A 26,833-nucleotide genomic window follows, 5' to 3' on the forward strand; every position below is an offset into this window, starting at 1 on the left:
CGTCACACCGCTGCCCCGCCCGGCCCCGGTCCGCCCCTCACTCGACGACGTGGCGCCCCTCGGGCCGGGCGCTGCACGAGGCGCGGAAGGCGCAGTGGGTGCACTGCTGGCCGGCGGTGGGGGTGAACCGCTCGTCGAGGACCTTGCCGGCGGCCGTGGCGAGGAGGTCGCCGACCCATTCGCCTTCCAGCGGCTCCTGCGCCTGCACCTTGGGCAGCGCGTCGCCGCCGTCCCGCTGGGCGGCGCCCTGGCGCAGTTGGACGAGTTCGGCGCCGCCCGGTTCGGGGCGTACCCCGTCGAAGGCGTCGTCGACGGCTCCTTCACGGACCGCGAGCTGGTAGACGGCGAGCTGGGGGTGGCGCTCGACCTCGCGCGCGGTGGGCGTCTGCTTGCCCGTCTTGAAGTCGACGACGTAGGCGCGGCCGTCGCCGTCCGCCTCGACGCGGTCCATCTGGCCGCGGATGCGGACCTCGTAGTCGCCTGCTTCCAGCGTGACGTCGAAGTCGTGCTCGCTGGCGACCGGTGTGCGGCCGGTGCGGTCCATCACATGCCACTGGAGGAAGCGTTCGAGCGCCACGCGTGCGTGCGCCTTCTCCTGGGTGGACTTCCACGGGGCGTCGAAGGCGAGGGCGTTCCACACGGAGTCGAGGCGCTCCATGAGGACGTCGAGGTCGGCCGGCGTGTGCCCGGAGGCGACCTCGTCGGCGAGGACGTGCACCACGTTGCCGAAGCCCTGGGCGGCCGTGGCGGGCGCGTCGGCCTTCACCTCGCGGCCCAGGAACCACTGCAGGGCGCAGGTGTTGGCGAGCTGGTCGAGGGCGCTGCCGGAGAGCACGACGGGCTGCTCGCGGTCGCGCAGCGGCACCTTGCTCTCGGTCGGCTCGAACATGCCCCACCAGCGGTGCGGGTGGGCGGCGGGCGCCAGGGGCCGGCCCTCCTCGTCCGCGAGGGCGGCGAGCCGGGCGAGGCGGCGGGCGGCCGCCTCCCTGAGGGGTGCGGAGACGCGCGGGTCGACCGTGGTGGCGCGCAGTTCGGCGACCAGCGCGGCGACCGACAGGGGCCGGCGGGGGCGGCCGGTCACGTCCTTGGGTTCGGCGCCGAGCTCGGTGAGGAACCGGGAGGGCTGGTCGCCGTCGTCGGCGGGCGCTTTGACGGCGGTGACGACGAGACGGTCCCTCGCGCGTGTGGCGGCGACGTAGAAGAGGCGGCGTTCCTCTGCGAGCAGCGCGCCCGGGGTGAGGGGTTCGGCCAGTCCGTCGCGTCCGATGCGGTCGGCCTCCAGGAGGGAGCCGCGGCGGCGCAGGTCCGGCCACAGGCCTTCCTGGACGCCGGCCACGACGACCAGACTCCATTCCAGGCCCTTGGCGCGGTGGGCCGTCATCAGGCGTACGGCGTCGGGGCGCACGGCACGGCGGGCGAGGGTGTCGGCGGCGATGTCCTCGGCCTCGATCTCGGCCAGGAAGTTCAGTGCGCCCCGACCGCCGGTGCGTTCCTCCGCGCGCGCGGCGGTGGCGAACAGCGCGCACACCGCGTCCAGGTCGCGGTCGGCGTTGCGGCCCGCCGCGCCGCCGCGCCGGGCGGCGCGCTCCAGGCGCGTGGGCCAGGGCGTCCCGTCCCAGAGTTCCCACAGCGCTTCCTCGGCCGTACCGCCGCGCGCGAGCCCCGCGCGGGCCGTCGCCAGCAGCGCGCCGAGGCGCTGGGCGCCGCGCGCGTAGGTCGGGTCGTGGGCGACGAGGCGTTCCGGCTCGGCCAGGGCGCGTGTGAGCAGTTCGTCGGAGGGCGGCGGCAGCGGGTTGCCCGCGGCCCGTTCCTCCTCGCGCAGGGCCCGGCCGAGGCGGCGCAGATCGGCGGCGTCCATGCCGGCGAGGGGTGAGGCCAGCAGGGTGAGGGCGGTTTCGGTGTCGAGCCAGCCGGGGGTCCGCTCGGTCGCGTCGGCCGTCGCGGTCTCGGACCCCGTGCCGCGCGCGTCCTCGGCCGGCGCCGCCGCGGAGGCCTCCGCCGTGGCCACCGCACGCAGGGCCGCCAGCAGCGGCGCCACCGCGGGTTCGTGGCGCAGGGGGAGGTCGTCGCCGTCGATGTCGAGGGGGACGCCGGCGGCGGTGAGGGCGCGGCGGACCGTCGGGATCGTGCGCGAGCCGGCGCGCACCAGGACGGCCATCTCGCCCCAGGGCACGCCGTCCTCCAGGTGGGCGCGGCGCAGGATGTCGGCGACGTTGTCCAGTTCGGTGCCGGGCGTCGGATACGTGTAGACCTCGACCCTGCCGCCGTCGCGTGCGGCGCTCAGGTCGCGGTGGGCGCGGACCTTCTCGGACGGCAGCCGGGTCAGCGGCATCCGCTGCGTCAGCAGCCGGGTGGCGGCCAGCAGGGCCGCGCCGGAGCGCCGGGAGGTGCGCAGCACCTCGACGGGGGCGGGACGGCCGTCCGGGCGGGAGAAGGCGTGCGGGAACTCCAGGATGCCGTTCACGTCGGCGCCCCGGAAGGTGTAGATCGACTGGTCGGGGTCGCCGAAGGCGACGAGGGTGCGGCCGCCGCCCGCGAGGGCGTGCAGCAGCCGGACCTGGGCAGGGTCGGTGTCCTGGTACTCGTCGACGAAGACGGCGTCGTAACTCGCGGCCAGCCGCTCGGCGACCTCGGCGCGCCGGGCGAGGAGCACCGCGCGGTGGACGAGTTCGGCGTAGTCGATCACACCGTGCAGGTCGAGCACGTCGAGGTACTCGGCGAGGAAGGCGGCCGCGGCACGCCAGTCGGGCCGCCCGATGCGGTGGGCGAACGCGTCGAGGGAGGCCGGGTCCAGGCCCAGTTCGCGGCTGCGGGCCAGCACCGCGCGGACCTCGTCGGCGAAGCCGCGGGTGGTGAGGCAGGCACGCAGTTCGTCCGGCCAGCGCACGTGGGCGAGGCCGAGCCGTTGCAGGTCGAGCTGGCCGGCGAGCAGTTCGCGGACGGCCACGTCCTGTTCGGGTCCGGAGAGCAGCCGCAGCGGCTCCACGAACAGGTCGGCGTCCTGGTGGGCGCGGACGAGGGCGTAGCAGTACGAGTGGAAGGTGGTGGCCTGGGGCGCGCGGGCGGCGCCCATGCGCCGCGCCATCCGGTCGCGCAGCTCCACGGCCGCCTTGCGGCTGAACGTGAGGACGAGGATGCGCGCGGGGTCGCCGCCGCGGGCGATCCGGGCCGCCACGGACTCGACGAGCGTGGTGGTCTTCCCGGTGCCCGGGCCCGCGAGGACGAGCAGGGGGCCGGGGCCGTGGTCAACCACCGAGCGCTGTGCGGCGTCCAGACGAGGGGGATCCACCCGGGCGGGCGGGGTACGCACCAGTCGGTAAGCGCCACGGTTCCCCTGTCGCCCCTGGTGGGGCGGCAGGCGTCTGGTGGAGGAAGAGGTGCTCACGTGGTTCGCCGGTCCTGGTGGGTGTGCTGGTCGACGGATCGTCGCCCGGGAAGGGCGGTGATCGCGGGATGAGAGGGACGCGTGCCGCCGACGCTACGCCGACGACCGGCCCGGAAGGATGGCTTCCGCTTCTTCCCTCGGGCCCCGCACGTCTCGGGCGTCCCTCGCCCCATGAACGTACGCCATGCCGCGGACGTGCCCTGTACGCACTGTTTCGCCCGTACGGGCCACAGGCGCCCCCCGGCCCCGTCCGATGGCGGAAGCTGTCAGGTGTGACCCGTCGCGCGTTCACCGCCGTCCCACCGCGCCCGTCTCATGTCGAGACGCGGGACGTGCCCTTCCGCGGCCCTGCTCGCCGCCTTCAGCGGTGTGCCCTCGGTGCGGTAGCGCTCGAGCGCCCGCAGCTCGTGTCCCGGGAGCAGCACCCCGTCCGCGCGCACGACACGCCACCATGGGACGGCGCCGCCGTAGAGGGCCATCACCCGGCCGACCTGCCTCGGACCGCCCTCCTCCAGCCACTCGGCGACGTCCCCGTACGTCATGACCCGCCCGGGCGGGATCAGCTCCGCGACCTCGAGGACCCGCTCGGCGTACTCCGGCAGCCCTTGCGTGTACTCCGGGCGGGCGTCGTCCGGAAGGCTCTGCTCGCTCATCCGCCCCATCCTGCCCCACCGCACCGACAATGCGACGGGCTCGCGACGCAGTGTGACCCTCGCTCCCGGGCGAGGCTTCGGGCAGACTGTGCGCCCCCGCATTTGCACCCTGATGCCCCCGTGTGTCGGCGGGGCATGCCACCATCGTGCGGGCGGTGACCGGTGATACGAGACCAAGAAGAGACGATGAAGCAGCAGGGCGTGCACGCAGAGGACGCGCAGGGCGCCTCTGAGGCCGCGCCGCGCCCGGACATCCCCGGCGAGCAACGGGAGGAGGTGCACATCGACGAGGTCGAGGGTGACGAACCCCTGCTCCCCGCGCGCGTGCACCGCCCCTCCGACCTGATGCGGCTGATGATCGGCGTGCTCGCCGTCATCGTGCTCCTGGGCATCGCCGCCTTCGCCCACGGAACCACGTCGGGCCTCGAACAGGACATCAACAAGGGCACCGGACAGGCGCCCGACCTGCTCATCAAGATCGCCGGCCTGGCCTCCAGCATCGCGATCCTGCTGGTCCCGGTCGCGTTCGCGATCGAGCGACTGATCAAGCGGGACGGGCTGCGCATCGCCGACGGCGTGCTCGCGGCGGTCCTCGCGCACGGTGTGACGCTCGCCACCGACCTGTGGGTCGCCAAGGCCGCTCCGGGCTCCATCCAGGAGGCGTTGACCCAGCCCTCCCCCGGCGACATCCACGCCCTGACCGACCCGGTGCACGGTTATCTCGCGCCCGTCATCGCGTACATGACGGCCGTGGGCATGTCGCGTCGCCCGCGCTGGCGCTCGGTGTTGTGGATCGTGCTGCTCCTCGACGCCTTCTCGATGCTCGTCACCGGGTACACGACGCCGTTCTCGATCATCCTCACGGTGCTGATCGGCTGGACGGTCGCGTACGGCACCCTGTACGCGGTCGGCTCGCCGAACGTGCGGCCCACCGGGCGGACGCTCATGGCGGGCCTGCGGCACGTCGGGTTCCGTCCGGTGAGCGCCTCCCGCGAGGAGACGCCGGACGCGGCGGAGGGCGACCGGGGCAGACGGTACTTCGTCACCCTGGAGGACGGACCTCCGCTGGACGTGACGGTCGTCGACCGAGAGCAGCAGGCCCAGGGCTTCTTCTACCGCGCGTGGCGCAATCTGGCCCTGCGCGGCTTCGCCACCCGCAGCAGCCTGCAGTCGCTGCGCCAGGCGCTGGAGCAGGAGGCGCTGCTCGCCTACGCGGCCATCGCAGCCGGCGCCAACGCGCCGAAACTGATCGCGACCTCCGAGCTGGGGCCCGACGCGGTGATCCTCGTCTACGAGCACACCGGCGGACGCACCCTCGACTCGCTGGCGGACGAGGAGATCACCGACGACCTGCTGCGCAACACCTGGCACCAGGTGCGGGCCCTGCAGTCACGGCGCATCGCGCACCGCCGGCTCGCCGGTGACGCGATTCTGGTGGATCGTTCCGGCACGGTGATCCTCACCGATCTGCGCGGCGGCGAGATCGCGGCAGGCGACCTGCTCCTGCGCATGGACGTCGCCCAGCTGGTGACGACACTGGGCCTGCGGGTGGGCGCCGAGCGCGCGGTTGCCTCCGCGGTGGGCGTGCTGGGTCCGGACGCGGTCGCGGACTGTCTGCCGATGCTCCAGCCCATCGCCCTGTCCCGCTCCACGCGCGCGACGCTGCGCCGACTGGCACGCGAGCGCGCGCAACGCGAGCGGGAAGCCGTCCTCGAAGCCTCCCAGCAGGACAAGCAGGCCCGCGCCGAGGCCGCCGAGGCCGACACCGAGGCCGTCGTCGCGGAGAAGCCCGGCAAGAAGGCCGTGCGCGCGGAGGCCCGGGCCGAGAAACGGGCCATCGACGAGGCGCTGGAGGGGGCCCGCGAGGAGGACCTGCTGACGCAGATCCGGCACGAGGTGCTGCTGATCCGTCCCCAGGCGCCGGTCGAGCCCGCCAGGCTGGAACGGGTGCGGCCGCGCACCCTGATGAGCTTCATCGCCGGCGCCATCGGCGCGTACTTCCTGCTCACCCAGCTCACCCACATCGAGTTCGGCCCGCTGATCGCCAACGCCGAATGGGGCTGGGTCGCCGCGGCCGTGCTGTTCTCGGCGTTGAGCTATGTCGCCGCCGCGATGAGCCTGCTGGGGTTCGTGCCGGAGCGGGTGCCGTTCCCGCGGACCGTGGCCGCGCAGGTCGCCGGGTCCTTCGTGAAGATCGTCGCGCCGGCCGCGGTCGGCGGCGTCGCACTCAACACGCGCTTCCTGCAGCGCGCGGGGGTGCGGCCGGGACTCGCGGTGGCCAGCGTCGGCGCCTCGCAGCTCTTCGGGCTCGGCTGCCACATCCTGATGCTGCTGTCCTTCGGCTATCTGACCGGCACCGAGAAGACGCCGTCGCTGTCGCCGTCCCGCACGGTCATCGCGGGTCTGCTCACGGTCGCGGTGCTCGTGCTCGTGGTGACGTCGGTGCCGTTCCTGCGCAAGTTCGTCTCCACGCGCGTGCGGTCGCTGTTCGCGGGCGTCGTGCCGCGCATGCTGGACGTCCTGCAGCGGCCGCAGAAGCTGGTCACCGGCATCGGCGGCATGCTGCTGCTCACCGCCTGCTTCGTGATGTGCCTGGACGCGTCGATCCGCGCGTTCGGCGACGAGTCGACCTCCCTCAGCATCGCGAGCGTCGCCGTCGTCTTCCTCGCCGGCAACGCGCTCGGCTCCGCGGCGCCGACGCCCGGCGGAGTCGGCGCGGTCGAGGCGACCCTGACGGTCGGCCTGATCGCGGTGGGTCTGCCCAAGGAGGTCGCCGCTCCCGCGGTGCTCCTCTTCCGGCTGCTGACCCTGTGGCTGCCGGTGCTGCCCGGCTGGCTGGCCTTCAACCATCTGAGCCGCAAGGGCGCCCTCTAGCCGGGCTCCGACGGCCGTACCCCCGGACGGCCCGCGCCCCGCGCGCGTGCCCGCACACGACCTCAGGATGGGATCATGCCGATCCCCTCCCGCCCGCGCGCTGCCGCCGTGACCGCCACCGCCGTGCTGCTGTCCTCGCTGGTGGCGGGCTGTGCGCAGGACGCACCGTCCGGGGATCTGACGGGGCAGAAGCTGAGCTGGAAGGACTGTCCCGCCCCGTCCCGGTCCGAGGGCGGCGGCGGCGCGCCGTCCCCGCTGCCGGACGGCGACCCGTGGCAGTGCGCCACCCTGAAGGCTCCCCTCGACTGGGACGATCCCGAGGGCGACACGATCGACCTCGCGCTGATCCGGGCCCGGACGAGCGGCGCCGAGAGCCGGCGCATCGGCTCGCTGATCTTCAACTTCGGCGGCCCCGGCGGCTCGGGCGTCTCGACGCTGCCAGCGTTCGGCGACGAGTACGCGACCCTGCGCACCCGGTACGACCTCGTCAGCTTCGACCCGCGCGGGGTGGGCCGCAGTGCCGGCGTGCACTGCGAGGACGACCAGCAGCTCGACGCGTACTTCCAGCAGGACGCCACCCCCGACGACGCCGCGGAGCGCACCGCACTGCTGGACAACACCAGGAAGTTCAACGCGGCCTGCGAGAAGCACTCGAAGAAGATGCTGCCGCGGGTGCGGACCACCGACGCGGCCCGCGACATGGACCTGATGCGCCAGGTGCTCGGCGACGACCGGCTGCACTACTTCGGCATCTCCTACGGCACGGAGCTGGGCGGCGTGTACGCCCATCTGTTCCCGAAGAAGGTGGGACGAGCCGTCTTCGACGCGGTCGTCGACCCGACCCAGACCTCCGAGCAGGGCTCGCTCGGGCAGGCCAGGGGTTTCCAGCGCGCGCTCGACAACTTCGCGAAGGACTGCACGTCGAAGACACAGGACTGTCCCGTCGGAGACACCGCGCAGGACGTCGAGGCCCGCATCGCCGCGCTGCTGAAGCGCCTCGACTCCAAGCCCATCCCGGGGATCTTCCCGCGCACGCTGACCCAGAGCGCCGCGACCAACGGCATCGCGCAGGCGCTGTACTCGAAGGACTTCTGGGAGTACCTCACCGAGGGCCTGGAACAGGCCTACGACGGCGACGGCCAGATTCTGATGCTGCTGTCCGACCTGATGAACGGCCGCAGCGAGAACGGCGAGTACAGCAACATCGCGGCCGCCAACGTCTCCATCAACTGCGCCGACGACAAGCCGCGTTACTCGACCGCCTACGTGGAGAGGAGGCTGCCGGAGTTCCGTGCGGCCTCCGCGCTCTTCGGCGACTTCATGGCCTGGTCGATGCTCGGCTGCACCGACTGGGCCGTGCCCGGGGCCGCCGATCACCCGGACGTGAGCGCGCCCGGGTCCGCGCCGATCCTCGTGGTGGGCAACACCGGCGACCCGGCGACCCCTTACGAAGGGGCGCGGAAGATGGCAGACGCGCTGGGCCGGGGAGTCGGGGTCGAGCTCACGTACAAGGGACAGGGCCACGGCGCGTACGGCAGCGACAGCCCGTGCGTGCAGCGGGCGGTGGACGGCTATCTGCTGAACGGCAGGACGCCGGCCGACGGGACCGTCTGTTCCTGACGGCCGCGACGCGCAGGGCATCGGCTACCCCGCACCCGCCGCACTCCCACGCCGGTCGACTCCCCCACACCCGCCGCACTCCCACGCCGGTCGACTCCCCCACACCCGCCGTAGCCGCACGGCCGGCCCGCTCCACCACACCTGCCGCACCTGCCGCGCCCACACGGCCCGCCGGCTCCATCGCGCCCACCGCGATACCGCGCCCGATCTCACGGTATTCGCAGGTCAAAGGGTTATCCACAGGCTCGGACGGCCTGGGCCCAGGACGCCTAACATGGCCTGAAAGCCGTCCACCGCCGAACGTGGACGGTCTGCGAGGGGGGAGGCGCGCATGGCGCGATCGGCACGGTGGACGGCGTGGGGAGCCGCCGTCGCACTGCTGGCTGCGGGCTGCAGCGGCGGCGCGTCGGGCGTCGGGGCGGCCGGCGGGGACGGTACGGCCGACACCAGGCCCACAGCGGGCTCCGCCCCGACCCCGGCCGCACCCTCGGCGGCCCTGCCCGCCGCACTGACCGGGCAGAAACTCGACTGGGGCCGGTGCGGGCCCACCGCGGACTCCTCGGCTCCGGGCGACGACTGGCGGTGCGCCACGCTGAAAACGCCGCTGGACTGGTCGAAACCCGGCGGCCCTACGATCGATCTCGCCCTCGTGCGCGCCGAGTCCCGCGCCGGGGGTGGCGACCGCATCGGTTCCCTCCTGTTCGACTTCGGCGGCCCCGGCGCCTCGGGGGTGTCCATGCTCCCCTCCTACGCCTCGACGGTCTCCTCGCTCCGCGACCGCTACGACCTGGTGAGCTGGGACCCTCGCGGGGTGGGCGCGAGCGAGGGCGTCCGCTGCCGCAGTGACAAGGACATCCAGGCCGCCGAGTCCCTCGACTCCACCCCGGACACCCCGGCCGAGGAACAGGCGTTCTTCCAGGACGCCGCCGCCTTCGGCGAGGGATGCCGCAAGGCCGCGGGCCCGCTGCTGGCCCACGTGTCGACCACCGACACGGCCCGCGACATGGACCTGATGCGCCAGGTGCTCGGCGACCGGAAGATGCACTACTTCGGCATGTCGTACGGCACCGAACTGGGCGGCGTGTACGCCCACTTGTTCCCGCAGAACGTCGGCAGGCTCACCCTCGACGCGGTCGTCGACCCGAGCGCCGACGCGGTCGGCCACGCCGAGAACCAGGCACGCGGCTTCCAGCGGGCGCTGGCGGACTACCTCACCTCGACCGGCCAGAACCCCGAGACGGGCAGCACGAGGATCGCGGCCCTGCTGGACCGGCTGGACGCCCACCCGCTGCCCGGGTCGGACGGGCGGGAGCTGACCCAGGCGCTCGCGGTCATCGGCATCGTCCTGCCGTTGTACAGCGAGGCGGCCTGGCCGAGGCTCACCAGCGCTCTGGAGGCCGCACAGGCAGGGGACGGCTCCCAGCTGCTGAGGCTCGCCGACCGCTACAACGAGCGTGACTCCTCGGGGCGTTACGGCACGACGGCCCACTCCCAACGGGTCATATCGTGCCTGGACGACAGGCAGCGGCCCACCGCACAGGAGACGAGGCTGCTGGTGCCGCGGTTCGAGAAGGTCTCTCCCGTATTCGGAGACTTCCTCGCCTGGGACACGGCCGGCTGGTGCCACGACTGGCCGGTCGCCGGGCAGTACGACACCCCGGAGGTGAGCGCGGCGGGCGCGGCGCCGATCCTGCTGGTCGGCACCACCGGGGACCCGGCGACGCCCTACGAGGGCGCGCGGAAGATGGCGGACGAGCTCGGCCGGGGCGTCGGCGTGCTGCTCACCTGGAAGGGCGAGGGGCACATCGCGTACGGGAGCGGGAGCTCGTGCGTCGACTCCACGGTGGACGACTACCTGCTGAAGGGAGTGGTCCCGCGGGACGGCAAGGTCTGCTCATGACGGCGGCGGGGGCTTCGCGCACGCCTGGTACGCAAAACCCCCGCCGATCCCGTCGGGAGGCCCGGTGGGCCTGCCGGGCCGGGCGGGCCTGCCGGGCCGGGCGAACGCCCGGGTCAGTAGACGGGCTTGCTCGGTTCGATCTGGTGGACCCAGCCGATCACGCCGCCGCCGACGTGCACCGCGTCGGAGAAGCCCGCGGACTTCAGCACGGCGAGGACTTCCGCACTGCGGACACCCGTCTTGCAGTGCAAGACGATCCTCTTGTCCTGCGGCAGGGCCTCCAGGGCGGTGCCCATCAGGAACTCGTTCTTCGGGATGAGCTTGGCGCCCGGGATGGAGACGATCTCGTACTCGTTCGGCTCGCGGACGTCGATGATCTCGATGCTCTCGCCGTCGTCGATCCACTCCTTGAGCTGCTTGGGAGTGATCGTCGAGCCGGCCGCCGCCTGCTGGGCCTCCTCGGAGACGACGCCGCAGAAGGCCTCGTAGTCGATGAGCTCGGTCACCGTCGGGTTCTCGCCGCAGACCGCGCAGTCGGGGTCCTTGCGGACCTTGACCTGGCGGTACTGCATCTCCAGGGCGTCGTAGATCATCAGGCGGCCGACCAGCGGCTCGCCGATGCCCGCGAGCAGCTTGATCGCCTCGTTGACCTGGATCGACCCGATGGACGCGCACAGCACGCCCAGCACGCCGCCCTCGGCGCAGGAGGGGACCATGCCCGGCGGCGGGGGCTCCGGGTACAGGCAGCGGTAGCAGGGACCGTGCTCGGACCAGAAGACGGACGCCTGACCGTCGAAGCGGTAGATGGAACCCCACACGTACGGCTTGTTCAGCAGCACGCACGCGTCGTTGACCAGGTAACGGGTCGCGAAGTTGTCGGTGCCGTCGACGATCAGGTCGTACTGGCTGAAGATGTCCATCACGTTCTCGGCCTCGAGCCGCTCTTCGTGAAGGACCACGTTGACGTACGGGTTGATGCCGAGGACGGAGTCACGGGCGGACTCGGCCTTGGAGCGGCCGATGTCGGCCTGGCTGTGGATGATCTGCCGCTGCAGGTTCGACTCGTCGACCTCGTCGAACTCCACGATGCCGAGCGTGCCCACGCCCGCCGCGGCCAGGTACATCAACGCCGGCGAGCCCAGGCCGCCGGCGCCCACACAGAGCACCTTGGCGTTCTTCAGCCGCTTCTGCCCGTCCATCCCCACGTCGGGGATGATCAGGTGGCGGGAGTACCTGCGGACCTCGTCTACGGTGAGCTCGGGGGCCGGCTCGACCAGGGGTGGCAGCGACACGGGGACTCCGTTGGTCGGTCAGTCATGACGGTTGTTCTCCCCGTAACAGTGCCATGGCCATTTTCATTCCGAGACACCTGTTCCGATCCGCGAGACAATATCGTCCCAGTAACCGGGCATGGTCTCCCAGGCGTCGCGTGCGCAGCCGCGTTCGGTGCCGTCCGTGAACCAGATCGTCGAGGCCCCCTGCCAGCGGGCGATGCGCAGCGCCTCGTCGAGATGCCCGCGCGGCACGCCGTGCACGAAGTGGCAGAAGCGCTCCGGCGGGTGCTCCGCCGTCCACTCGGCCACCTGCGACCAGCGGTAGTCGCTCCAGGGGCCGGAGAAGGTGACCAACTGGTCGGCCAGCTCGGCGTAGCCGGGGTACGGATGGACTCCGTGGTCGAGGACGACGTGGGGTGCGTCGTGGAGCGTGCGCAGCGCGCCGGCCGTGCGGCGCAGCCCGGGCAGCGTGGCGCGGTCGGCTGGGCAGCGGTCCAGGAGGAAGCCGTCGACCTGGTACCAGTCGAGGTAGCGCTGTGCCTCGGAGATCACCTCGGCGAAGGCGCGGGTTCCGTACAGCGCGTCGATCCGCCCGAGGACGCGGATGCCCGCGTTGCGCAGCCGGCCCGCGGATTCCAGACAACTCGGGTCGGGGCGCGAGCCGGGTCCGTCGAAGACGTCGAGGGCGACCCAGTGCAGGGGTCTCCCGGGCCGGGCGAGTTCGCCCCACTCGGCGGGCGCGACCAGGGGATGCGCGAGGCCGGGGACGCCGAGACCGGTGCGGACGTCGGTGGTGCCGGGGTGCGCGCTGCCCGCCGGGGTTCCGGTCAGATACGACATGCCGCCTCCATCCAGATGTCGGCGAGGGACTCCTCGAGGTTGATACGGGGGCGCCAGCCGAGCCGGTCACGGGCGGTGCGCACGTCGGCCTGCTGCCAGCTGCCGCAGCCGTCGGGGTACGGATACGCGACCGGGCCGCCGTGGTCGGCCTCCAGGCGGGGGTGGCCGATGGCGGCCCGCAGGTGGCCGCCGGGCGAGCCGTCGAGTTCGTGGAGGGCGCCGCCGTACCCGGCCACCCGCGCGAGGATCGCCGCGGCGTCGCGCAGCCGGACGGCGCGCCCGGAGCCGATGTTGATGACGCCCTGTGCGGCGGAGAGCGAGGCGGCGTGCACGGCTCGGGCCACGTCACGGACGTCGATGAAGTCCCGCTGCGCGCCGAGACCGCCGAGCTTGAGCTCGCCGTCGCCGGACTGCATGGCGCGGCGCATGGCCTCGGCGAGGCGCCCCAGCGGGGAGCCGGCGGGCGTGCCCGGGCCCGCCGGCGAGAACACCCGGAGCACCACGGCGTCCAGTCCGGAGCCGAGGACGAGTTCGGTGGCGGCGAGTTTGCTGACGCCGTACGGGCCGCCCGGCCGGGGCACGGCGTCCTCGGCCGTGGAGGAGCCGGGCTGGCTCGGGCCGTACTCGGCGCCGCAGCCGACCTGGACCAGCCGGGCGCCGCAGCCGCTGCGGCGCAGGGCCTCGCAGACGGTGGCGACGGCGACGGTGTTGTGCCGGGTGAGTTCGCGGGCGCCGCCGCGGGTGGTGCCCGCGCAGTTGACGACGACCTGGGGGTGGACCGCGTCGAGGAAGCGGGTGAGCGCGCCGGGGCTGCCGGACGCGAGGTCGAAGCGGACGTCCGCGTCGTCGCCGCGGCCGAGCGCGGTGAGCTGGACGGCGGGGTCGGCGAGCAGGCGGTCGGCGACGAAGCGGCCGAGGTAGCCGTTGGCTCCGATCAGCAGAACCCTCATCGTGCGGCTCCCGGGGTGTGGGCGGTGGCCTGGGCCGCCGGGGCCGGGACTGCGGGGATCGAGGCTGCCGGGACGGGGGTTGCCGGGACGGGGGTTGCCGGGACGGGGGTTGCCGGGACGGGGGCGCCGGCGACCGCGGGTGCCCCGGTGGCTGCGGTCGCTCCGGATCGGGAGGTGGTCATCTGGTCTCTCCTTCGGGGGTGTTGCGGTGGGCTGCGGCGGAGTGCGCGGGCGTCGTGCGGTCGGGGCACGGTGGGGGATGCGCCGGGTGGGGTGGCCGCGGTGGCGGCGGGGTTCGGCGGGGGCGGGCTCGCGTCAGCACGGCTGGTCCGTTCCCGCGTGGGCCGAGGCCCGGGACAGCGTGCGGGCGGCATGGGCCAGGAGGGCCAGGGCCGCGCTGCCGCAGACGAGGAACGGAACGCCGCCCGGGCCCCAGGCGGTGACCAGGTCCTCCACGGGCACGGCCAGGAAGTCGCAGCCGGGCAGGCGGCCGGAGAAGACCGCGGCCGGGGCCAGCGCCTCGGCCGCGCCGGCCGTCCCGAGGACGACCGCGGGGGTGTGGGTGAAGCCGTGCACGATGAGCAGGCGGGCCAGGAAGAGCAGGCCGCCCAGTGTGAGGGTGTGGCCGTATCCGGCGGTCTCGCCCAGGACGGCCGCGCTGAGCGCGGTCAGTGCGGCGAGCGCGCCCAGGAAGAGAACGAAGACGCCGAGCAGCAACGGCTGCACGGAGGCGGCGAACTCGTCGAGGCCGCGGCTGGCGTCCAGGCGGCGGCGGGCCCGGGTGGCAAGAAGGTGGGCGCACCAGGCGGCGGGGGCGCAGGCCAGGGTGAGGGCGAGCAGCGGAGCGGCGGCCACGGGCCAGGGACCGGCCGCCGTCCCGTCGGGCAGGCCGTCCGGGCCGCCGCCGACGGCGGCGCGCAGGAGGCTGTCGCCGAGCGCCGCGTAGGCGAGGAGCCAGCAGGTCCAGGCCTCCGTCCGGTGCGGGCCGGGGTGGGCGTCGCGGTGCGTGCCCAACGGCCCCCGGCGCAGCGCCGCGTGCATGGCGAGGACGACGGCGAGGAGGCCCGCGGCGGCGACGAGGAGAGCCGTGCGCCCGTGGGTGAGACGCACGCCGGTCACGGTGGCGGCGCACAGGACGCCGGGCAGCAGGGTGAGCAGCGCCCAGTCCAGGCGGGGCCGCGGGGCGGCGGTGCGCGCGGCGAGCGGCGGCGCGTCCCCGTCGCGCGGGACCCGGGCGTACATCTCCTCGGCGAGGGAGAAGACGTCCCGGTGCCGAAAGCGTGCGGCGGTACGGTCGGTGACCCCGTGGGCCTCCAGGGCGGCCGCGATCTCCAGCGGGTCGACGGCCCGTTCGCACAGTTCGCGGTGACGGTGCATCAGGGTCTTCACCGGGTCCACGCCGCCGCGGCGGGGCGCGGCCGGGCCCGGACCGCCGGTCGCGGCGCCCTCGTCGGCGTGGACGCGGGAGCGGGAGCGGGCGCCGACGGCATCGCCGGCACCGCGAGCGGCACGCGCGTCGGCGCGACCGGGGATGCCCGCGGGGACCCCGTCGACGGCACCGGAAGTGGCGTCGGCACCGGAAGTGGCGTCGACGGCGGAAGTGGCGTCGGCGGCGGTGGCACCGGCAAGGGCACCGGCAGCGGAGCCGGCGTCACGGGGTGCTTCCGGTCGGTCCAGTTCGTCCAGCCCGCTCATCGTGCTCCCTCCGTCGCGGCGACCGGCGAGGCGTCCCGGCCCTGCGGACCCGTCGCCGCCCAGGCCGGGCCCGGGCGGGCGGTGACCGGTGCGCCCGGGCCGGTCCACAGGCCGGGCAGACAGGCCTCGGGCGGGACGGCGAACGGTCGGGGGTCGCCGTCGTCGTCGAAGAGGAACCGACGCATCGGGGCCTGGGAGACGAGCTCGAGGTAGATGCCGTGGAACGCCGTGACGTTCTGCTCGACGGTGAACAGTTCGAGGGCGCGGGCGCGGGCTGCCGCGCCCAGACGTGCACGGCGCTCGGGGTCGTGCAGCAGCGCGGCGCAGGCGTCCGCGAGCGCCCGTGGGTTGCGCGGCGGGACGACCAGGCCGGTGCCTCCGATGACCTCGACCACCGCGCCGACGTCGGTCGACACGGTCGCCCGGCCGCAGAGCATCGCTTCGACCAGGCCGACCGGGAAGCCCTCGACGACGCTGGACAGGACGACGACCGCCCCGGCCGCGTACGCCTCGGCGAGGGTGGCCGACTCCGGGCCGCCGATCTCCTCGAAGGACACCGGGTTGTCGCCGACGGCGTGCGGTCCGTCCGCCTCGTCGGGGAAGAGCTGGGCGGCCAGCATCCGGCAGTGGCCGAGGTAGGCCCGGCCCTCCTCGCCGGACGGCGCGCCGATGATCCGCAGCCGGGTGCGGGGTTCCCCCTTGCGGATCTCCGCGAAGGCGTGCAGCAGGGACACCAGGTCCTTCGCCGGTTCCACCCGGCCGACCCAGACCAGCGTGTGCGGGTCGGCGGTGTCCGGGGAGTCGCCCACCTCGGCGAAGCGGGACGTCTCCATGCCCGGGTAGACGGTGCGCAGTTTGGCGCGGTCGGCACCGCACCGCTCCTGCCAGCGGCGGGCGTGCGCGTTGCCGGGCGTGACGCACGCCGCCTGCCGGTAGACCTCGGCCGCGAGCCGGCCGTGGAAGGCGGCGAGCAGGGCCCGCACGGCGGGAGGGGCGGCGGGGGCGGACCGGGCGGACGGCGTGCTCCCGGGACCCGCCGGGGAGGCGCCCTGCCCCGAGCTCAGGTAGTGCGTGCGCAGCCTCACCCCGTACTCGGTGACCAGGAGCGGCACGTCGAAGAAGTGGCGTGCGAGGAGCCCGGGCAGGGCGGCCGGGCCGCCGGACGCGGCGTGGCAGACGTCGACCGCGCCGAGGCCTCGGCCGCCCTCGTCGCCCTGGTCGTCGTACCAGTCGAGCGAGAGGGGGCGCAGGGCGCTTTCGAGGTGCGCGGCGACGGCGAGCAGATCGGGTACGCGCGCCTCGCGCGCCGTGCGCAGCGCGCCGGGCGCGCGGCAGGCCCGCTCCAGGGCGCGCACGGCGCCCTCCGAGCGGAGTGCTCCCACCAGGCCGCCCTCGTCGCGGGCGAGTTCGGCGAGGCCGTACAGCGCGGTGGCGAAACGGTCCGCCTGAGTGGTCGGCGCGGCCTCCGGGAGGGCGACCGCGTCCGAGGGGTCCGCCTCGCACAGGGCGGCCGCCAGTTCCCCGTAGGACTCGGCGAAACGCCGGCGCGCACGCCGGCCGTGCACCACCCCGTCGTCCTGCGCCGTCCACATCGGTGCGGTGCGCACGCGGCTGACCTGCGGCGGCAACGCGACCCAGCCGGCGCCCTCCTGGTCTTCGGTCCGGCTGAGCGCGTACACCTCGAACTGGTGCTGCCCGAGCCCGCGCACGAGCCGGTCGCACCAGAGTCCGGCATCACCGCTCACATACGGATAGCCACCCTCCGTCAGCAGTCCGATGCGCACGCGCACTCCCGATCTCCCGTTTGGTGAGCCGTCGTTGACCCGGCGGCTCGCAGCGGGAAGAACGTATGCGGACAAGGCGGTGGCGCGACGGACGGTTGTCCGTCGCGCCACCAAAAGGGGTGAACGGTCGTAACTTTCCCGTGCGGGTCGCGTTCGGTCGCGCTAAGAGATCATCCGACTGCGCAACGTCACGCCGCGTGTCCGGGGACGGCACCCGTTCGCGCCGTGCGCCGCTCCGCGCGTCTGCGGGCGGCGACCGCCGGGTCGAGAGCCGGCACGGCGGCCAGGAGCTGCCTGGTGTACGGATCGCCCGGTCTCCCGTACACCTCGTCGGCGGGCCCCTCCTCGACGACGCGCCCGTGCCGCATCACCGCGACCCGGTCGCTGACCTGGCGGACCACGGCGAGGTCGTGGGCGACGAAGACGAGCGCCAGGCCGAGCTCCCGCTGCAGCTCGCCGAGCAGCGCGACGACCTGGGCCTGCGTCGTCACGTCGAGCGCGGAGACCGGTTCGTCGCAGACGATGACGCGCGGGTCGGCCGCGAGCGCCCGGGCGATGCCCACGCGCTGACGCTGACCGCCGCTGAACTCGTGCGGGTAGCGGTCGTGGTGCGCCGCCTCGAGCCCCACGCGCTCCAGCAGTTCCGCCACGCGCCCCCTGATCAGCGTCTCGTCGCGATCGCCCCGCGCGCGCAGCGGGTCGGCGATGGACTCCCCCACGCTGCGGCGGGGATTGAGGGAGGAAACGGGGTCCTGGAAGACCATCTGGACGGCCGGGTTCACCCCCGACGACGCCTTCCCCTCGTACCGGACCTCGCCCTCCGTCGGCTCCAGCAGGCCGACCAGCATCCGGCCGAGCGTCGTCTTGCCGCTGCCGCTCTCCCCCACCACGCCGAGGGTCTCGCCGCGGCGGACCGTCAGCGACACGCCGTCCACCGCCGCGATCGACCGCTTCCCGCGCCCGAACGCGCGCCGCAGCCCCGTCGCCTCCAGAACGACGTCCCCCGCGGGCGCGTCCACGTCCGGGGGCACGTCCTCGCCAGGGGGCACGTCCACCTCCGCACCGGACCCGTCCGCACCGGGCGTGCCCACGCGGGACACCGCCGCGCGGGGCACGTCCACGCGCGGCACGGCCCGCAGCAGGGCGCGGGTGTACGCCTCCGTCGGCGCGGCCAGCACGGATCCCGCCGGTCCCTGCTCGACGACCCGTCCATGGCGCATGACCAGGACCTCGTCGACGCTCTCCGCGGCCACGCCCACGTCGTGCGTGACCAGCAGCAGCCCCATGCCGGTCTCCTCGCGCAGCGTGTGCAGCAGGTCGAGGATCTGGGCCTGGACGGTCACGTCCAGCGCGGTGGTCGGCTCGTCGGCGATCAGCAGGTCGGGCTCGCAGGCCAGCGCCATGGCGATGAGGGCGCGCTGGCGCATCCCGCCGCTGAACTCGTGCGGACGCGACCTGGACCGGCGGGCCGCGTCCGCGATGCCGACCCGGTCCAGCACCTCCACCGCACGCGCGCGTGCCGCGCGGCGCGACACACGCGCGTGCACGCGATGCACCTCGGCGATCTGGTCGCCGATCGCGTGGTAGGGGTCGAGGGAGGACAGCGGGTCCTGGAAGACCATCGCCGCGCCACCGCCGCGCAGCCGCCGCAGTTCCTCGTCGGACGCGGTCAGGACGTCGGTCCCTGCGACGCGTACCGAGCCGCCGACGGCGGCGCCCGTGCCCCGGTGCAGCCCCAGCAGCGCCGAGGCGACCGTGGACTTGCCGGAACCGGACTCGCCGACCAGGCCGAGGGCGGCGCCCTGCGCCAGCCGGAAGGAGAGGCCGTCGACGGCGCGAAGGGCGCCGAATCCGACCGTCAGGTCCGTGACTTCCACCAGGCTCATGCCAGCACCACCCGTCGGTCGGCCACCGCGTACAGGACGTCCGCGACGGCGTTGGCGAGGACCACGAAGAAGCCGATGACCAGGACCATCCCGACGACCACCGGCAGGTCGACGACGGTGACCGCGTGCACCAGCTCCTGTCCGATGCCGGGGAGCCCGAACAGGGTCTCGGTGAGCACCGCGCCGCCGACCGCGGAGCCGAAGTTGTTGGCGTTCAGCGCGATGACCGGCGCGACGGCCCCGCGCAGCGCGTGTCGCCCGATGATCGAACGCTCGCCGACGCCGTACGCGCGGAAGGTGCGGATGTGGTCCTCGGCGAGGGTCTCCAGCATCGACGAGCGGGTCAGCCGGGCGAACGACGCGGCCTCGATGAGGGCGAGCGAGAGCCAGGGCAGGAGCAGGTTCCAGGCCCACTGTTCGGGATCGTCGGCGAGGTTCACGTACTGCGGGAACGGCAGCAGGCGCAGTTCGCCGCAGACGACGATCATCAGGATGAGGCCGATCACGAAGACGGGCGTGGCGGTGCCGGCCAGGGTGACGGCGGTCAGCGCGCGCTCGGTGAAGCGGCCGCGTCGCCAGGCCGACAGCACCCCGGCGCCCACGCCGAGGACGAGCCACAGCACCATCGCCCCGGACACGAGCGAGAGACTCACCGGCAGTTTGGCCAGGATCAGCTGCGTGACCTGCTGGTCGCTCTGGTACGACAGCCCGAGGCAGGGCGCCGCGCAGTGCTCCGCCGAGGTGCCCGTGGAGTAGTCCTGGCCGGCGACCAGGCCCTCCAGGAAGTGCCCGTAGCGCACGTACAGCGGGTCGTCGAGGTGCAGTTGCAGCGCCACCTGGTGCACCTGCTCCGGCGAGCAGCGCGGGCCGCAGGTGATCTGGGCGACGTCGCCGGGAGTGACGTAGAAGACGACGTAGACGATCACCGAGATGGCGAGCAGGGTGAGCACCGTGCCGACGGTCCGGCGGAGCACGAAGCCGCCCAGACCGGCCGTGCCCACGGACCTGCCGAGTCCCTTGAGGCGGTTGGGGCTCTTGAAGCGGTTGAAGCCGTAGGAGCGGTCGACGCTCCGGGAGCGGTCGAGGCCTTTGGAGCCGTTCACGACGACGCCTCCTTCCGGGCGGCGGCCGCCCTGTTCTCCCGGCGGCGTCCCGTCCCCACGCGGAGTCGGGAGGCCGCGCGCGGGTCGAGGGCCGTCCGCACGCCGTCGCCGAGGACGGTGAGGGCGAGGACGGTCACGAAGAGTGCGCCGGCGGGCAGCAGCAGGTACTGCGGTGCGGCCTGGTACCAGACGTCGGCGGCGGTGAGCATCTGCCCCCAGGACGGCGTGGGCGGCTTCACTCCGACACCGAGGAAGGACAGGGCGGCCTCGACGGTGATGTTCTGCGGCACGAGCAGGGCCGCGTAGGTGATGACGGGACCGGCGAGGCCCGGCAGCAGCTCGCGGCGGGCGATCCGCCACGAGCCCCAGCCGCTGAGGCGGGCCGCGGACACATGATCGAGGTTCTTGAGGGTGAGCGTCTGGGCGCGCACGACCTTGGCGATGTTGCCCCAGGAGATCAGGCCGATCACCAGGGTGACCAGCAGGGGCCGCGGGAAGCTCGCCGGGACGATCGCGAGCAGCGCCAACGACATGATCATCAGCGGCAGCGCGACGAAGACGTCCGTGATCCGGCTCAGCAGTTGGTCGACCCATCGGTTGCCGAGCGCGGAGGCGATGCCCAGGGTGACGCCGATGGCGACCTGGATGACCGTCGCGGCCAGCGCGACGCCCAGCGAGACCCGCGCGCCGTGCACGAGCCGGGCGAACAGGTCGCGGCCGGTCTGCGGTTCCACGCCGAGCCAGTGCTCGCCGCTGACGCCGCCGAGCGGACCGATGGGCACGCCCCCGCGCGCGGAGTCGATCAGGGAGGGGTGGTAGGTGGTCGGGTCCTGGCCCTCGAGGGCGGTGAGCAGCGGCGCGGCGAGCGCGACCAGGACGAGCAGCGCGACGACGACCGCCGCGACGAGGGCGGCGCGCTGCGCCCGCAGGCGCCGCCAGAACTGGCGGGCCCCCGAGGCTCCGGGGACGGACGCGGGGTCCGTCCCGGGAGCCCGGACGGCGACGGCCTCGACGGCCGCCTGGGTGGCTGTCTCGCTCACGGTGCTACTTCACCGCGACCTGCGAGGGGTCCAGGACGCCGTCCCAGTCGCTGATGACGATGCCGCGGACGTCCTCGCCGTAGAGCCGCTTGTAGACGGGGTGGAACAGCGGGACGGTCAGGGCCTGTCCGCCGATCTTCTCGTCCAGGGCGCCCCACCTCTTGGCGGCGGCCTGGAGGTCGGTCAGCTTGTTGATCGCGTCGATCTCGGCGTTGACCGCCTTGTCGTCGAGGAGGCCCGTGTTGAAGTTCGCGCCGTCCTCGACGATCTGCCGGCCGTCGAAGATCGGGGCGAGGAACGGACCGCCGGACGGCCAGTCGGCGCCCCAGTGGGCGAGGAAGAAGCCGGGCTCGGTCTTCACGTCGTGGATCGTGTCGGAGTAGTCGTTGTCCTCGAGACCCTTCAGTTCGACGGTGATGCCGGCCTTCTTGAGCGCGTCCTGCACCGCGGTCGCGATCTCGGGGCTGGTCTCGAAGTCCTGGTTGTTGGAATGGGTGAGCGTGATGGTCAGTCCGTTCGGGTGGCCGGCCGCCTTCAGCAGTTCCCTCGCCTTGGCCGCGTCGCCGGTCTTCCCGGCCGGGAACAGGTCGTAGGGCCGGTAGCCGAAGGACTTCTGGTTCGGCAGGAAGGTGGTGGCGGCCTCGGCGAGCGAGGACCCGCCGGCCGCGTTGACCACCGACGAACGGTCGACGGCGTACGCGATCGCCTGCCGGACGCGGATGTCGTCGAAGGGCTTCACCTTGGGGTTGAACGCGAGGTAATTGGTGTAGCCGAAGCGGCCGGTGCCGACCCGCGCGGCGAGCTTGCCGTCGCCGCTGACCTTCGCGAGCTCGGCCGGGCCGAGGTTGGTGTCCGTGGTGATGGCGGCGGCGTCCGCCCCCTGGGACGCGGACAGCCGCTGGTTGATCACGGAGGAGTCGAGCCCGGACCGTACGTCGATCCTGTCGGGGTACGCCTTGCGCTCGGCGTCCGTCTTCGCGGACCAGTGGGTGTTGCGCTCCAGGGTGAGCCGCTCGCCGTCGTTCTCGTTCCTGACGACCTTGTAGGGGCCGGACGAGACCGGGTGCTCCTCGTACTTGGTGCCGGTGTCCTTGGCCTTCGGCACCGGCGCGAACTGGGTCTGGGTGGCCAGGTAGGGGAACTCGCCCTCGGGCTTGTTCAGGTGGAAGACGATCGTGCGGCTGTCCGGCGTCTCGATGGAGGCGAGCCCCTCGGGGTCCTTGTACGGCCCCTGGTATCCGGCCGCGCCGACCAGCCAGTCCCTCAGGTAGGGGGCGCCGCCGGACAGCTCGGGTGCGAAGGACCGCTCGATGCCGTACTTGACGTCGGCCGAGGTGATCGCGGTCCCGTCCTCGTACTTCAGGCCCTCCTTGAGGGTGTACGTCCACACGGTGGCGTCCGCGTTGGGGCGCCCGGTGTCGGTGGCGAGGTCGGGTACGACCTTCGCGCCGGCGGCGCCGTTCTCGCGGTTGCGGGTGGTGAGGGTGCGGAAGACCAGGGAGGGCACCTTGCCGCCGCCGGAGGTGTAGAGACGCGCCGGGTCGAAGTCCTGCTGCGGGTTGCGGTTGAGGATCGTGAGGGTGCCGCCCCGGTGGGGCGTGGCGTCGCCCGCGGAGGCCTTGGCATCGTTGTCAGCCGGCCCGCAGGCGGCGGCGCCCGCTGCCACGACCAGGCTGACGGATGCCGCGGCCACGCGGCGCGTTGTGCGGGACGGTTGACGCATCGAAATACGACCTCTCGAATGATGAGACGAACTGACAAGGGATGAGACATGCGGAAGCGGACGTCCGCCCGGGCGTCAGGTCGTCGAGAGAGCCGTGGACGCCTCATGCGCGGGCATGAGGCGGCACGGACGAGAAGCAGGGGTCGCGACGCGAACGCCAGAGGCGGGCGTCAGCTACAGAGAATGTCGGCCACGCAGAGGGTGGTCACACCGATGAGCGCCAGCTCGATGGCGGCGCGCGCAGAGGTGGGACGGGGCGACATGCCCAGAAATATGGCCGACCTTTCCGGGCATGTCAATGTGATCTCCGTTGCCCCGCGTCAACTACCGGGAAAGGCCCAGGGGTTGGGTCGGCAGTGGATCCCGTCGTGGTCGAGGAACTTGGTCTGCTGCTGCATGACCGGCGCGAGTTCGCCGTCCTTGTCGCAGGTGACATGGCCGAAGCCGAGCCGGTGGCCGACCTCGTGGTTGATCAGCATCTGCCGGTAGGCGTACATCGCGTCGCCGAAGGTCGACGAGCCCTGCGCCCACCGGTACGCGTTGATCATCACGCGCTCGGTGGCGGCCGAGTCGCAGGAGACGTTGTCCTCGGTGGTGTCCAGACCCGACTTGGCGCACCACTCGGCGGTGGTGCCCGGGCTGGCGAGCGTGATGACGAAGTCGGGTTTGCCCGAGTGGATGCGCTCGAAGGTGCGGGCGCCGCCGTGGGCCCAGCTGCGGTCGTCGTTGAGCGTCTTCTGCACGGCCTGGGCGAAGAGTTCGCCGTCGAGCCCGAGCCCCTGCTCGACGTCGACGCGGTAGGTGTACTTCCGCCCCTTGCCGGGCGCCTTGGCGACGCCCGCGATCGCGTCGAACCTCCCCGACCCCTTGAGCCCGGCGGCCAGGGGGTACTTGGCGGACATCTTCTGCGCGTAGGTCAGCGTGACGACGCCGGGCGACACCGAGGGGCTCGGCCGGTCGTCCCCGCGCGTGGCGTCGTCGGCGAAGCCCCGTTCGGCCCGCTCTGTCGCGGACTGGGACCGGACGGCCTCGTCGTCCCGCCCGTCGGTGACCTGTCCGGCCACCACCACGGCCAGCACCGTGGTGACGGCGGCGGCCGCGATGCCGGTGAACGCCCGCCCCTTGCCGCTCCTGGCGGCGGACACGGACCGGCCGGCGGGCGGCATGCCGTCGCCCCGGCCGTCGGCGGCGACCGGGGCGCTCTCGCGGGAGACGGCGTCCGCTGCGGGCACGGGGGCGTGCGGGGCTCGCTCCCGGGGGCGCGGCGGCGCGTACGTCGGTCTCGCGCGCGTGAAGACGTCGTCTTCCTCGTCGGCGCCGAAGGCGTCGAGGTAGTCCTGGCGTGGCCCCTGGCGAGCCCCACGACCGGAAGGACGGGGGGCCTGGCCCGGGCCGCTCGGGGGAACTGGTCGCTGACGCGGTATCACGGGCTGCCCGGTACCCGGCTGGCGCGCTCTCAAGTCACCCCAGCCGCCTCCGGTCTCACGCTGCTCGGGGTGAGAGCCGCGGGCCTGCGGAAACCCGTGCGCGGGCGTCCCGTCGGCGAAGCGGGGCACGCCGTGCCCGGGGGTGCCGTCGAGGCCGAGGGGCGGAGCCTGGGTGCGGCCGCCGCGCACGTCTCCCTGGACCGGTCCTGCGGGACCCCCCTGAGGGGCCGCCGATGACGCGCCCCGGGGGGCGCCGTCCCCCGCACGCTTGGGCGCGGGTCCACGCCGGCTGTGACGTCCCACGTCGGCCTCAGCCCCCGGGGGTCTCGGTCGCGGCCGCGGTGTCGGCCAGCAGCTCCCGGAAGGCTCTCGCCACCGTCTCGGGGTACTCCATCATCGCCACGTGACCGGCGTCGGGCAGCGTCAGCAGACGGGAGCCGCGGAAGGCGCGGGCGGAGCGCTGCGCCATGCGGTAGCCGACGAGCTGGTCACGGCCGCCGTAGACGAGGAGCGTGGGGGCGAGGACCCGCTCGGCCTGGCGCCACAGCCCGTGCTGCCCGCCCAGCGTGTAGGCGCTCAGCAGTCCGCGCGTCGAACGCGTCAGCGCGTCCCAGAAGTACGGCAGTTGCAGCCGGCGCTCCAGCTCCTGCACCGCGTCCCGGAACGCTTCCGGACTGACCCGCCCGGGATCGCCGTAACAGAGGCCCATCACGCCGCGGACGCGCTGCTCGGCCGTCCACTCACGGGTGAGCCGGCTGAAGAGCGCGGCGACGCCGGGCAGGCCGACCAGGCCCGTGGGGACCGCGGTGCGCTGCACCCGCAGCTCCGGGAGCGCGGGCGAGACCAGCGTCAGGGTGCGCACGAGATCCGGGCGGACCGCGGCGACCCGCGTGGCCACCGCGCCGCCGAGGGAGTTGCCGAGGAGATGCACGGGGCCGCGTTCGGCCGCGTCGAGGTAGCGGATGACGGCACGCGCGTGTGCCGTGATGGAGTAGTCGCCGTCGTCCGGTGGCGGGGAGTCGCCGAAGCCGGGGAGATCGACGGCCTCGCTGGCCACCACCCCGTCGAGCACGGCCATCAGCGCGGACCAGTTCTGCGAGGAGCCGCCGAGGCCGTGCACGTACAGCGCCGGCTGCAGTCCCGCGCGCGCGGGGGGCCGCGAGCGGACCGTCAGCGTGACGCCGGGCAGGCCCACGGTCCGCAGCCGCTCGCCCTCCGCGACCCGTACGGCGGCCGCCTTCGGCAGCACGCTGGTGGGCGGCACGGAGGGGAGCTCGGTCGAAGACATGCGGGCAATGTTACGAGACGATCACGCGCGGTCTTGTGTGTTCGCCGTCACACGCGTGGGCGGTGTGCCCGATGGGGCGGTCCGCACGCCTGCGCGAGCCGCGGGCACGCGGTCACCGGACCGGGGCCGGGCAGATCCGCCCCCAGGGGTCATACCTGCGGGAATCGGGGGCACTGCGCACAGCGATCGCATAGCGTCCGAAACGGGTGTCTCCTAGGCTCGTATCGAGGGCACCCGCTGGTGGCCCCCGCAGTTAGCAGGGGCGTTCGTAGGAAGGGAGCCCGCCATGACCGTTGACCCCACCGACCCGGAAGCCTTCGACGAGGACGACGACTTCGGGGAGATCGACGTGGAGGCGCCCGAGGAGGACGCCGCAGAGCAGTACGCGGACGTCACGCAGGAGCGCGACGACCCCTTGGAGGACGCCGATCCCGCTCGGGCCAACGAGGCCGATCTCGCCGAACAGGCGCGCGTCGTCTCGATCGACGAGGACGACTACCGCTGAAGGGCGCTGAGCTGGACCGGGGGGCGAGTATGCCCGGAACCTACCGTTTCGAAACCATCTCGACCACTTCTGTCCTCGTCCAGTCCGTGAAATTCTGCGTTCGCACCGCGCACACCGGGGTTACCGAAAAGTACGATGGCGACGCGGCGCTCACCGCAAGAGGACGACTTTGGGAGGCGGCGTGACAGCCATCGAGCAGACAGAGGCGGCGCGCCCGCGGGGCACACGCCTGCCGCGCCGTGCCCGGCGGAACCAGCTGCTGGGCGCCGCCCAGGAAGTCTTCGTCGCACAGGGCTACCACTCGGCCGCGATGGACGACATCGCCGAGCGGGCCGGCGTCAGCAAGCCGGTGCTCTACCAGCACTTCCCGGGCAAGCTCGATCTCTATCTCGCCCTCCTGGACCAGCACTGCGAGTCGCTGATCCAGGCCGTGCGCGGCGCGCTCGCGTCGACGACCGACAACAAGCAGCGCGTCCGGGCGACCATGGACGCCTACTTCGCGTACGTCGAGGACGACGGCGGCGCCTTCCGCCTGGTCTTCGAGTCGGACCTGACGAACGAGCCCGCGGTGCGCGAGCGCGTCGACAAGGTCACGGGCGAGTGCGCCGAGGCGATCTGCGAGGTCATCGCCGAGGACACCGGCCTCTCCCGCGCGGAGTCGATGCTGCTCGCCTCCGGCCTCGGCGGTCTGGCGCAGGTCGTGGCACGTTCCTGGCTGCACAGCGACCGCAGCGTGCCGCGCGACCAGGCGGTGCAGCTGCTGGCCTCGCTGGCCTGGCGGGGCATCGCGGGGTTCCCGCTGCACGGCATCGATCAGCACTGAGCGGGCGGGGCGGGCGTTTGTTCCCGCCCGCTGTTCGCTCCTGGCGTGGACGGGCGCACCGTG

At 73.4% G+C, this 26,833-nt stretch carries 19 protein-coding genes; 5 read left to right on the forward strand and 14 right to left on the reverse strand.

Annotation, left to right across the window (positions count from 1 at the left end; all coding sequences use genetic code 11):
* Positions 1-37 precede the first annotated feature (37 nt).
* Complete coding sequence (locus OHS82_RS15640; protein ID WP_328434039.1) at positions 38-3,385, reverse strand: ATP-dependent helicase; 3,348 nt, start codon at positions 3,383-3,385, stop codon at positions 38-40.
* A 266-nt stretch (positions 3,386-3,651) separates the two neighbouring features.
* Complete coding sequence (locus tag OHS82_RS15645; protein ID WP_057584315.1) at positions 3,652-4,038, reverse strand: MGMT family protein; 387 nt, start codon at positions 4,036-4,038, stop codon at positions 3,652-3,654.
* A gap of 186 nt (positions 4,039-4,224) precedes the next feature.
* On the opposite strand from OHS82_RS15645, the gene OHS82_RS15650 reads away from it, so the two are divergent.
* The 3 genes from OHS82_RS15650 to OHS82_RS15660 all read left to right on the forward strand — a co-directional run bounded on the left by OHS82_RS15650 (position 4,225) and on the right by OHS82_RS15660 (position 10,432).
* Positions 4,225-6,912: a lysylphosphatidylglycerol synthase transmembrane domain-containing protein gene (locus OHS82_RS15650; protein ID WP_057584316.1), complete on the forward strand. Its 2,688-nt coding sequence runs from the start codon at positions 4,225-4,227 to the stop codon at positions 6,910-6,912.
* A gap of 75 nt (positions 6,913-6,987) precedes the next feature.
* Complete coding sequence (locus OHS82_RS15655; RefSeq protein ID WP_057584317.1) at positions 6,988-8,532, forward strand: alpha/beta hydrolase; 1,545 nt, start codon at positions 6,988-6,990, stop codon at positions 8,530-8,532.
* Positions 8,533-8,863: 331 nt separating this feature from the next.
* Positions 8,864-10,432 carry an alpha/beta hydrolase gene (locus OHS82_RS15660; protein WP_328434040.1) on the forward strand — a complete coding sequence of 523 codons (1,569 nt, stop codon included), beginning with the start codon at positions 8,864-8,866 and terminating at the stop codon, positions 10,430-10,432.
* Between the two features lie 113 nt (positions 10,433-10,545).
* On the opposite strand, the gene moeZ is transcribed toward OHS82_RS15660, so the two are convergent.
* The 12 genes from moeZ to OHS82_RS15720 all read right to left on the reverse strand — a co-directional run bounded on the left by moeZ (position 10,546) and on the right by OHS82_RS15720 (position 25,442).
* Entirely contained in the window at positions 10,546-11,724 is a 1,179-nt protein-coding gene (moeZ, locus tag OHS82_RS15665; protein ID WP_057584319.1) for an adenylyltransferase/sulfurtransferase MoeZ, read from the reverse strand.
* 63 nt (positions 11,725-11,787) lie between these two features.
* Positions 11,788-12,546, reverse strand: a complete 759-nt coding sequence (locus OHS82_RS15670) for a spherulation-specific family 4 protein (protein WP_057584320.1) — start codon at positions 12,544-12,546, stop codon at positions 11,788-11,790.
* A complete protein-coding gene (locus OHS82_RS15675; protein ID WP_057584321.1) occupies positions 12,534-13,496 on the reverse strand; it encodes an NAD-dependent epimerase/dehydratase family protein in 963 nt (320 codons plus the stop codon). The genes OHS82_RS15670 and OHS82_RS15675 overlap by 13 nt, the downstream gene beginning before the upstream one ends.
* 315 nt (positions 13,497-13,811) lie before the next feature.
* On the reverse strand, positions 13,812-15,191 hold the full coding sequence (locus OHS82_RS15680; RefSeq protein ID WP_328434041.1) for a hypothetical protein: 1,380 nt from the start codon (positions 15,189-15,191) through the stop codon (positions 13,812-13,814).
* Positions 15,188-16,975, reverse strand: a complete 1,788-nt coding sequence (locus tag OHS82_RS15685; protein WP_328434042.1) for a DUF3492 domain-containing protein — start codon at positions 16,973-16,975, stop codon at positions 15,188-15,190. The genes OHS82_RS15680 and OHS82_RS15685 overlap by 4 nt, the downstream gene beginning before the upstream one ends.
* A gap of 188 nt (positions 16,976-17,163) precedes the next feature.
* Entirely contained in the window at positions 17,164-18,861 is a 1,698-nt protein-coding gene (locus OHS82_RS15690; protein ID WP_057584322.1) for a dipeptide ABC transporter ATP-binding protein, read from the reverse strand.
* Positions 18,858-19,862 (reverse strand): ABC transporter permease, encoded by a 1,005-nt coding sequence (locus OHS82_RS15695; RefSeq protein ID WP_057584741.1) that lies wholly within the window; start codon positions 19,860-19,862, stop codon positions 18,858-18,860. The genes OHS82_RS15690 and OHS82_RS15695 overlap by 4 nt, the downstream gene beginning before the upstream one ends.
* Positions 19,863-19,960: 98 nt before the next feature.
* Positions 19,961-21,004: an ABC transporter permease gene (locus OHS82_RS15700; RefSeq protein ID WP_057584323.1), complete on the reverse strand. Its 1,044-nt coding sequence runs from the start codon at positions 21,002-21,004 to the stop codon at positions 19,961-19,963.
* A 4-nt stretch (positions 21,005-21,008) separates the two neighbouring features.
* Complete coding sequence (locus tag OHS82_RS15705; RefSeq protein ID WP_057584324.1) at positions 21,009-22,727, reverse strand: ABC transporter substrate-binding protein; 1,719 nt, start codon at positions 22,725-22,727, stop codon at positions 21,009-21,011.
* Between the two features lie 170 nt (positions 22,728-22,897).
* The gene (locus tag OHS82_RS15710; protein ID WP_328434043.1) at positions 22,898-22,990 is read right to left on the reverse strand and encodes an Ms4533A family Cys-rich leader peptide; all 93 of its coding nucleotides are present in this window, start codon (positions 22,988-22,990) and stop codon (positions 22,898-22,900) included.
* A 57-nt stretch (positions 22,991-23,047) separates the two neighbouring features.
* Positions 23,048-23,959: a DUF3152 domain-containing protein gene (locus tag OHS82_RS43525; protein WP_443061782.1), complete on the reverse strand. Its 912-nt coding sequence runs from the start codon at positions 23,957-23,959 to the stop codon at positions 23,048-23,050.
* A gap of 505 nt (positions 23,960-24,464) precedes the next feature.
* The gene (locus OHS82_RS15720) at positions 24,465-25,442 is read right to left on the reverse strand and encodes an alpha/beta fold hydrolase (RefSeq protein ID WP_328434045.1); all 978 of its coding nucleotides are present in this window, start codon (positions 25,440-25,442) and stop codon (positions 24,465-24,467) included.
* A gap of 286 nt (positions 25,443-25,728) precedes the next feature.
* Between OHS82_RS15720 and OHS82_RS15725 the strand changes: the two genes are divergently transcribed.
* On the forward strand, positions 25,729-25,947 hold the full coding sequence (locus OHS82_RS15725; protein WP_057584326.1) for a hypothetical protein: 219 nt from the start codon (positions 25,729-25,731) through the stop codon (positions 25,945-25,947).
* Positions 25,948-26,128: 181 nt separating this feature from the next.
* Entirely contained in the window at positions 26,129-26,770 is a 642-nt protein-coding gene (locus tag OHS82_RS15730) for a TetR/AcrR family transcriptional regulator (protein WP_057584327.1), read from the forward strand.
* Positions 26,771-26,833: the final 63 nt, after the last annotated feature.

Origin of the sequence: Streptomyces sp. NBC_00425 (assembly GCF_036030735.1) — a bacterium.
GTDB lineage: Bacteria > Actinomycetota > Actinomycetes > Streptomycetales > Streptomycetaceae > Streptomyces.

What these genes read in the sequence shown, in the direction of transcription:
- OHS82_RS15690 (WP_057584322.1), bottom strand. Translation starts at nt 18,861, where the DNA reads ATGAGCCTGGTGGAAGTCACGGACCTGACGGTCGGATTCGGCGCCCTT.
- OHS82_RS15710 (WP_328434043.1), bottom strand. Translation starts at nt 22,990, where the DNA reads ATGTCGCCCCGTCCCACCTCTGCGCGCGCCGCCATCGAGCTGGCGCTC.
- OHS82_RS15655 (WP_057584317.1), top strand. Translation starts at nt 6,988, where the DNA reads ATGCCGATCCCCTCCCGCCCGCGCGCTGCCGCCGTGACCGCCACCGCC.
- OHS82_RS15650 (WP_057584316.1), top strand. Translation starts at nt 4,225, where the DNA reads ATGAAGCAGCAGGGCGTGCACGCAGAGGACGCGCAGGGCGCCTCTGAG.
- OHS82_RS15660 (WP_328434040.1), top strand. Translation starts at nt 8,864, where the DNA reads ATGGCGCGATCGGCACGGTGGACGGCGTGGGGAGCCGCCGTCGCACTG.
- OHS82_RS15645 (WP_057584315.1), bottom strand. Translation starts at nt 4,038, where the DNA reads ATGAGCGAGCAGAGCCTTCCGGACGACGCCCGCCCGGAGTACACGCAA.
- OHS82_RS15725 (WP_057584326.1), top strand. Translation starts at nt 25,729, where the DNA reads ATGACCGTTGACCCCACCGACCCGGAAGCCTTCGACGAGGACGACGAC.
- OHS82_RS15680 (WP_328434041.1), bottom strand. Translation starts at nt 15,191, where the DNA reads ATGAGCGGGCTGGACGAACTGGACCGACCGGAAGCACCCCGTGACGCC.
- OHS82_RS15705 (WP_057584324.1), bottom strand. Translation starts at nt 22,727, where the DNA reads ATGCGTCAACCGTCCCGCACAACGCGCCGCGTGGCCGCGGCATCCGTC.
- OHS82_RS15670 (WP_057584320.1), bottom strand. Translation starts at nt 12,546, where the DNA reads ATGTCGTATCTGACCGGAACCCCGGCGGGCAGCGCGCACCCCGGCACC.
- OHS82_RS15675 (WP_057584321.1), bottom strand. Translation starts at nt 13,496, where the DNA reads ATGAGGGTTCTGCTGATCGGAGCCAACGGCTACCTCGGCCGCTTCGTC.
- OHS82_RS15720 (WP_328434045.1), bottom strand. Translation starts at nt 25,442, where the DNA reads ATGTCTTCGACCGAGCTCCCCTCCGTGCCGCCCACCAGCGTGCTGCCG.